The sequence below is a fragment of the Nocardia sp. NPDC050697 genome, from assembly GCF_040654395.1.
In the GTDB taxonomy this organism is placed as follows: domain Bacteria; phylum Actinomycetota; class Actinomycetes; order Mycobacteriales; family Mycobacteriaceae; genus Nocardia.
Window position 1 is genome coordinate 488,090 of the sequence record NZ_JBFAHY010000006.1, and the last position, 6,859, is coordinate 494,948.

General features: G+C 71.2%; 4 protein-coding genes. All 4 read right to left on the bottom strand.

Annotated features, from left to right (window positions below; genetic code table 11):
- Window positions 1-21: 21 nt before the first annotated feature.
- Complete coding sequence (locus tag AB0H71_RS23235) at window positions 22-795, bottom strand: hypothetical protein (protein ID WP_357024480.1); 774 nt, start codon at window positions 793-795, stop codon at window positions 22-24.
- 15 nt (window positions 796-810) lie between these two features.
- Window positions 811-2,076, bottom strand: coding sequence for a hypothetical protein (locus AB0H71_RS23240; RefSeq protein ID WP_357024482.1), 1,266 nt, complete (start codon window positions 2,074-2,076; stop codon window positions 811-813).
- A 79-nt stretch (window positions 2,077-2,155) separates the two neighbouring features.
- The gene (locus AB0H71_RS23245) at window positions 2,156-3,760 is read right to left on the bottom strand and encodes a cutinase family protein (RefSeq protein ID WP_357024485.1); all 1,605 of its coding nucleotides are present in this window, start codon (window positions 3,758-3,760) and stop codon (window positions 2,156-2,158) included.
- Between the two features lie 533 nt (window positions 3,761-4,293).
- Window positions 4,294-6,672, bottom strand: coding sequence for a RelA/SpoT family protein (locus AB0H71_RS23250; RefSeq protein WP_357024488.1), 2,379 nt, complete (start codon window positions 6,670-6,672; stop codon window positions 4,294-4,296).
- Window positions 6,673-6,859 lie beyond the last annotated feature (187 nt).

Here is a 6,859-nt window from a genome sequence, read left to right on the forward strand (position 1 = left end):
GCGGAAGTTTCATGGCCGCCGTCATGATGCCACGCCGCGCAGTAGCTCGTCGTAGGCTGCCCTGGTCGCCTCGGCCAGTTCGCCGTGCTGCACCAGCTCGCCGCGGGCCAGGTGCGGGTCGTACGGGATCTCCCTGATCTCGTGCACCCAGCCGGCCAGGTGCTCGCGCAGATGCTCGGCGACGCGCGAATCCGAGTCCGGCAGCTGGTGCGAGACCACGATGGTGGTGTCGCCGACGATGCCGCCGCCGGGCCCCTCGTCGGCCGCGCCGAACTGGTCGTCCAGCCACTCCAGCGTGACCCGCAGCCGGTTGGCGGCGTCGGTGCGCGACGGGATCGCCAGCACCAGCGCGATCTCGGCGTCGTCGAGCAGCGGGCGCAGCTGGCGCGCCGCGATCGGGCTGCCGCCGTCGTAGACCGCGGTGAAGCCGGCCTGGGAAACCGCCCGCGCCACCGTCAGATACGTCGCGCGGCGGCGCAGCGGGGCCTCGTCCCTCCAGAGCAGCCCGATCCCGGAGGAGGCCCGGGAGAGGCACTCCTTGAGCGGGGCCGGCTCGTCGTCGCCGCGGCCGTAGAGCCACGACTGCAGGCTGATCGGGTGCAGGTGCTCGTCCGCGCCGCGCAGCGCCAGGTCGCCGCCTGCCGCGGTGGCGTCGACCGCCACCGCCGGGGTGCCGCCCGCGGCCCGCGCACCCGCGAGCCCGAGCACCGTCGTCGTCGTGCCCGCGCCGCCACAGCCCCCGACCACCAGGATCGGTCGCTGCCGGTCGGCCCGGGAACTCCTGTCCTCGCCCATCGCCACTGCTCTCCTCTACCCGGCCGCGATGCCCGTGATCAGGGTGCGGCCGCCGATCTCCGCGGTGGTGACCGTCTGCCTGCTGTAGGACGCGGGAACTCCACCTGGCCGCTGTTCGGTGACCTCGACCGAGTACCGATTGTCGCCCACCCCGGTGATCCGCACGCAGTGCGTGGTTCCGGCCGGGATGGAGTCGATGCCGCGCTGGATCACCTCGGCCGGCGAGACCGCGGCCTCCGGCGCCACCAGCTGCCGCGCCGAGCTGCCGCTGCGCTCCACGTAGTACGCGTACTGGAAGGCGAGGATGGCGTCCGGCCCGGACATGGCGCCGCCCCGGCCCGCCCCGCGCACCTCGGTGGGGGTGCGGCTCGCGGTGCACTCGGCGGCCGCGCCGCCCGCGCTGCTGAACTGCATGGCGGAGGGGACGACCGGAGCCGAGCCACTGCGCTCGCCGCCGGAGCCGAGCAGGTAGACCACGCCGAAGGCGGCGAGCACCAGCAGCAGCACCGCGACGCCGAGCACGACGACGGCGCGGCGGCGCCCGGTGTCCGGCGGCGCGTCCTGCTCGCGCACCGCGAGCGGGCCGGGCAGGGTGCGCACCGCGCCGTCGTCGTCCCGGCCCGGCGGGGTGGCCGCGGCGGGCGCGCCCGCGCCGACCCAGTCCGACCAGCCGCCGACGAATTCGCTGCGCTGCGCGGTGACGTCGCTCGGCACGTAGGTGTCGAAGCGGTCGTCGTTCTCCCACTGCTCGCGCTCGCCGCGGCGGGCGTCGAGTGGGGTGACGGTGTCGGCGGCGAGGTCGGCGTCGCCGAACAGGTCGGCGTCGTCCAGCGGCCCCGCCGGGCGCAGCCGCGGAGTCTCGTCCGGCACGGCCTCGGCGGCCGCCGCGGCCTCGGCTTCGCGCTCCCAGGGGAACTTGAGCTCGTCGTCGATCTCGTCCAGCGGGGTGGTGGTTTTCGTGCCGGTGTCGACCTGGACGACCTCGGCGTCGATCACCGGGGGCGGTGGTTCGGCTGCGGGGTCCGCGGCCTCGGGTTCGCTCCCGGCGGGCGCGATGACCACCGGTTCCACCGGCGGCTCGACGATCTCCGGCTCGACGGCGGCGGGCGCGGCCTCCCCCTCGGGCTCCGATCCGGTCCGACGCCCCTCGACAGCGTCGGCCGGCTGCACCGAGAGCAGCGGCGCGCCCGGTGGCCCGGCGTCCGCGTCGGCGCCGGGCCGGGAACGCTCCGGCTCGGGGGCCGAGCCCTCCGGCTCGAGCGCCCCGTACCATCGCGACAAATCTTTGTACGACTTCAACATTCCCCCATTCCCGCTGATCGGGGCGCGTAACGCAGCATGAATCGGCCCTTCTCGGCGTTCAGTTCCTGGAGAACGGATAGGCGTTGCCTGCGGAATCGGGTCGGTCGGCGGGGGGCACCGACGGCACCGAGCCTCCGGAGGAGGCGCCGTCGACTCCACTCCCGAAGGGGAATTGTCCCGTACCCGACGGAGCCGGTGTCGGAGACGCGCCGGAGCTGCCGTCGAAGAATCCGGTCGGTACTTTCGGCGCCGCGCCGGACGGCTTGCCGCCGCTGCCGATGGTCGCGTGGATATCGTGCGCGGTGGCCGCCAGCCAGTCCGCCACGAACTGGGTGGGGGCGTCGCCATTGGCCGAGACGGCGGCATTGCCGTAGGCCCCGTGCCGCTGCACCGTGTCCCAGTACCGCACCCAGGTGGTGGTGTTCAGCAGCTCGCTGTTGTCGGTGATGTTCTGCACCACCGCCTCGAAGGCCTGGGTGACCAGCCGGGAGACCGTGGTCGGCGGAATCAGCTGCGGGATCGCGCCGAGCAGCTTGGTGCCGAGCATGAGAAGCGCGGCAGGCGGGTTGCTCAGCGCCGCCGTCGCGAGCTCGGCGATGGCGGTCGGGTTGAGCACCGTCTTCACCACGGTGACCACCGCGTTCAGCCCGATCATGCCGACCTTCAGCATGGCCTTGAAGGCGCCGTTCAGGTCGAGCGGGGTGCGCGGGTCGGAGGCGTCGGCCAGCCGCTGCGAGATCGACTGCTTCGGCGCGATCGAGAGATTCGCCAGCGAGGTGCCGGAGATGTCCTCGTTCACCACCTTGGTGGCGGTCTTGATCGAGGTGAAGGCCAGCGCCTGCGAGATGGAGACCAGCGAGGCGATCGGGTCGCCGCCGCTCAGCTTGGCCTGGCCCGCGATATTGGCCACCGCCTTGAGGATCGGCGCGCCCTCGGGGGCGTCGCAGGCGAGATCGCCGGCGGCGCAGAAGCTCGCGACCCGGCCGGTGAGCGAACCGAAGTTGGCCGCCCGATCCCGCTCCGGGCCGATGCCGCCGCCGGTCGCGGGCGCCTGCGGCAGCGCGGCGATGGCGGCGATCTCGTCGCCCGAGACACCGGGCGCGGCGTCCGGGGCGGCCTTGCCGGGGGCGCCCGGGAAGAGCGGGGCGCCCGGATTGCGGGTGGGGTCACCGAAGAGCGCGACCGCCGCGACCTTGTCCGCGGCGAGCACGCCGTGCCCCTGCCCGACCTCCTGCGCGAACATGGAGGCGACGTGCGCGCCCTGCGAATACCCGACGATCGCGAACCGGGTCTCCCCGCAGCGATCCGCGACCTGCTTGGCCATGGTGCGCAGCCGGATCAGCCCGCCGGAGACGGACTCCGAGTACGGCGCCTGCTGGCCGCCGACGGCGCCGCCGAAGCCCGCCTCGTACGGCACGTAGGCGCGATCGACCAGCCCCGGATCGCTCGCCTTGGCCAGCAGCGGCCGGAAGACGGTGGAGAGCATCCCGGTATCGGTGCTCGGCGCGGCATCCGGCGAGGACTCACCGGTGCCCTGGATGCCGAGCGCGTACAGCGCCGGGCAAGAGGTGATCTCCAGCTCCGTGGAGGGCCCGGCAGGTGGCTGCGCGGCGGCGGTGCCCGCTGTCGCGGTCGCCACAGCGACGGCGAACGCGACGAGCATTCCCGAGATTCTTCCCGTGTACGTTGCCATAGCGGTTCGCAATCAGTCCGTATCGCCGAGCCAACAGGACGCTTCGAAACGCAATAGACCGTAACAGATTCCGGCTATGACTGCGGGCGCGGCGGAAACATTCCGCGGGACACGGCGGTGTCCGCGACAGTTCGACGGCGATCGCTCGGCGGCACACCGTAAGTTTCCGATTTCCCGGCGTGGGGGCGGGATGTGGGGTGGCCTGCGGGAGGAAGTTACCACTGCTGTGGGGGCTTGGGGGCGAATTGCGGGCAAATGGATCGGGGTTCTTGGCGCGGGGCAAGATCAAGGCGCTGCCCCTGTGCTGCCTGTGTTGAAATCTCGCCGCTGTGTTTGTTTGGCGCGCCTGCGGCGCGCGGGTTCGCGGCCCGGGGAGATTCGCGTCCGAGCGCTCGAGACTCGAGCCTTCGGCTCATGCGCTTTCGAGCACTCGGACGCGAATCGGCCGCGAACCGGGGCTCGTAAGACTCGCCCCCTTGGGGCTGGGTGGGAGGTGGGGGGGGTTACGCGGCGGAGGTGACTCTGTAGACGTCGTAGACGCCTTCTACGTTGCGGACGACGTTGAGGAGGTGGCCTAGGTGTTTGGGGTCGCCCATCTCGAAGGTGAACTTGCTGATGGCCACTCGGTCGCCGTGGGTGGTGACGGAGGCCGAGAGGATGTTGACCTTTTCGTCGGCCAGGACCTTGGTGACGTCCGAGAGGAGGCGGGTGCGGTCGAGGGCCTCGATCTGGATGGCCACCAGGAAGACCGAGGACGGCGAGGGGGCCCACTCGACCGGGATGATGCGTTCCTGCTGCGATTGCAGGGAATCGGCGTTGGTGCAGTCGGTGCGGTGCACGCTGACCGAACCACCCCGGGTGACGAAGCCCATGATCTCGTCGCCGGGGACGGGGGTGCAGCACTTGGCGAGCTTGGCCACCGTGTTCGTGGCGCCGGGGATCAGGACGCCGGCGTCGCCGGTGACGCGCTGCCTGGCGGGGGTGGTGGAGGGGGTGGAGCGCTCGGCGAGCTCGTTCTCGACGTCGCCGATGCCGCCGAGCTGCGCCATGAGCCGCTGCACGACGTGCTGGGCGGAGACCTGGTGCTCGCCGACGGCGGTGTAGAGCGCCGACACGTCGTCGTAGTGCAGCTCCTTGGCCAGCGCGGTCATGGCGTCCGCGCTCATGAGCCGCTGCAGCGGCAGCCCGGAGCGCTTGACCTCCTTGGAGATCTGCTCCTTGCCGGTCTCCAGCGCCTCCTCGCGGCGCTCCTTGGCGAACCACTGCCGGATCTTGGCCTTGGCGCGCGGCGAGACGACGAAGTTCTGCCAGTCCCGGCTCGGCCCGGCGTTCTGCGCCTTCGAGGTGAAGATCTCGACGACCTCACCGTTCTCCAGCTGCCGCTCCAGCGCGACCAGCCTGCCGTTCACCCTGGCGCCGATGCACTTGTGCCCGACCTCGGTGTGCACCGCGTACGCGAAATCGACCGGGGTCGACTTCTGCGGCAGCGTGATCACATCGCCCTTCGGCGTGAACACGAAGATCTCCGGGCTCTTCAGGTCGAAGCGCAGCGACTCCAGGAACTCGGCCGGGTCCGCCGCCTCACGCTGCCAATCGAGCAGCTGGCGCATCCAGGACATCTCGTCGACCTCGGTGGAGTCGACGGTGTGCTTACCCTTGGTCTCCTTGTACCGCCAGTGCGCGGCGATGCCGAACTCGGCGGTGCGGTGCATCTCGTGCGTGCGGATCTGCACCTCGAGCGGCTTGCCGTCGGGGCCGACGACCGTGGTGTGCAGCGACTGGTAGACGCCGTACCGCGGCTGCGCGATGTAGTCCTTGAACCGGCCCGCCATCGGCTGCCACAGCGAGTGCACCACGCCGACCGCGGCGTAGCAGTCCCTGATCTCCTCGCACAGGATCCGGATGCCGACCAGGTCGTGGATGTCGTCGAAGTCCTTACCCTTGACGATCATCTTCTGGTAGATCGACCAGTAGTGCTTGGGCCTGCCCTCGACCACCGCGTTGATCCGGGAATCGCTCAGGTTGTTCACGATCAGCGCGCGCACCCGGGCCAGATAGGTGTCGCGGGAGGGGGCGCGGTCGGCGACCAGGCGGACGATCTCGTCGTACTTCTTCGGGTGCAGGATGGCGAAGGCCAGGTCCTCCAGCTCCCACTTGACCGTGGCCATGCCGAGCCGGTGCGCCAGCGGGGCGATCACCTCGAGCGTCTCGCGGGCCTTCTTCGCCTGCTTCTCCGGCGGCAGGAAGCGCATGGTGCGCATGTTGTGCAGCCGGTCGGCGACCTTGATCACCAGCACCCGCGGGTCGCGGGCCATGGCGATGATCATCTTGCGGATCGTCTCGGCCTCGGCGGCCGAGCCCAGGTTCACCTTGTCCAGCTTGGTGACGCCGTCCACCAGGTGCGCGACCTCGCGGCCGAAGTCGGCGGTGAGCTGCTCCACCGAGTAGCCGGTGTCCTCCACGGTGTCGTGCAGCAGCGCGGCGGTCAGGGTGATGGTGTCCATGCCGAGCTCGGCCAGGATGTTCGCCACCGCGAGCGGATGCGTGATGTACGGGTCGCCGGACTTGCGGAACTGGTGCTTGTGCCGCTCGTCGGCCACGTCGAAGGCGCGCTGCAGCAGGACCAGGTCGCCCTTCGGGTACAGCTCGCGGTGCACCGTCGCCAGCGGCTCCAGCACCGGCTTCACCGCCGCGATGCCGCGCTGACCGGTCATGCGCCTGGCCAGCCGGGCCCGGACCCGGCGCGAGGCGGAGGTCGGGACCGCGGCGGAGCCGCTGCGCGGGGGCACGGAGGTTTCGGTGGCAGGGGTGGGCTGCTCGGGCTCGGGGCGGGGTTCGTCCGCCGCGTTCCCGGCGTTCACCTCGTCCAGATGCTGAGTCATGCCACCGCCTCTCTAGTGCCCCGGTACCCGGGAATCCCCCACTTTAGTCCTGTGTTGGATGGCTCGCCTCCGGCTCGCGGGGTTCGCGGCCCGGGGAGGTTCGCGTCCGAGCGCTCGAGACTCGAGCCTTCGGCTAATGCGCAGTAGAGCTAAACGTCGCGCACCCGCCCCGCCACCGGGGGCGGTA

What these genes read in the sequence shown, in the direction of transcription:
- AB0H71_RS23235 (WP_357024480.1), bottom strand. Translation starts at nt 795, where the DNA reads ATGGGCGAGGACAGGAGTTCCCGGGCCGACCGGCAGCGACCGATCCTG.
- AB0H71_RS23245 (WP_357024485.1), bottom strand. Translation starts at nt 3,760, where the DNA reads ATGCTCGTCGCGTTCGCCGTCGCTGTGGCGACCGCGACAGCGGGCACC.
- AB0H71_RS23250 (WP_357024488.1), bottom strand. Translation starts at nt 6,672, where the DNA reads ATGACTCAGCATCTGGACGAGGTGAACGCCGGGAACGCGGCGGACGAA.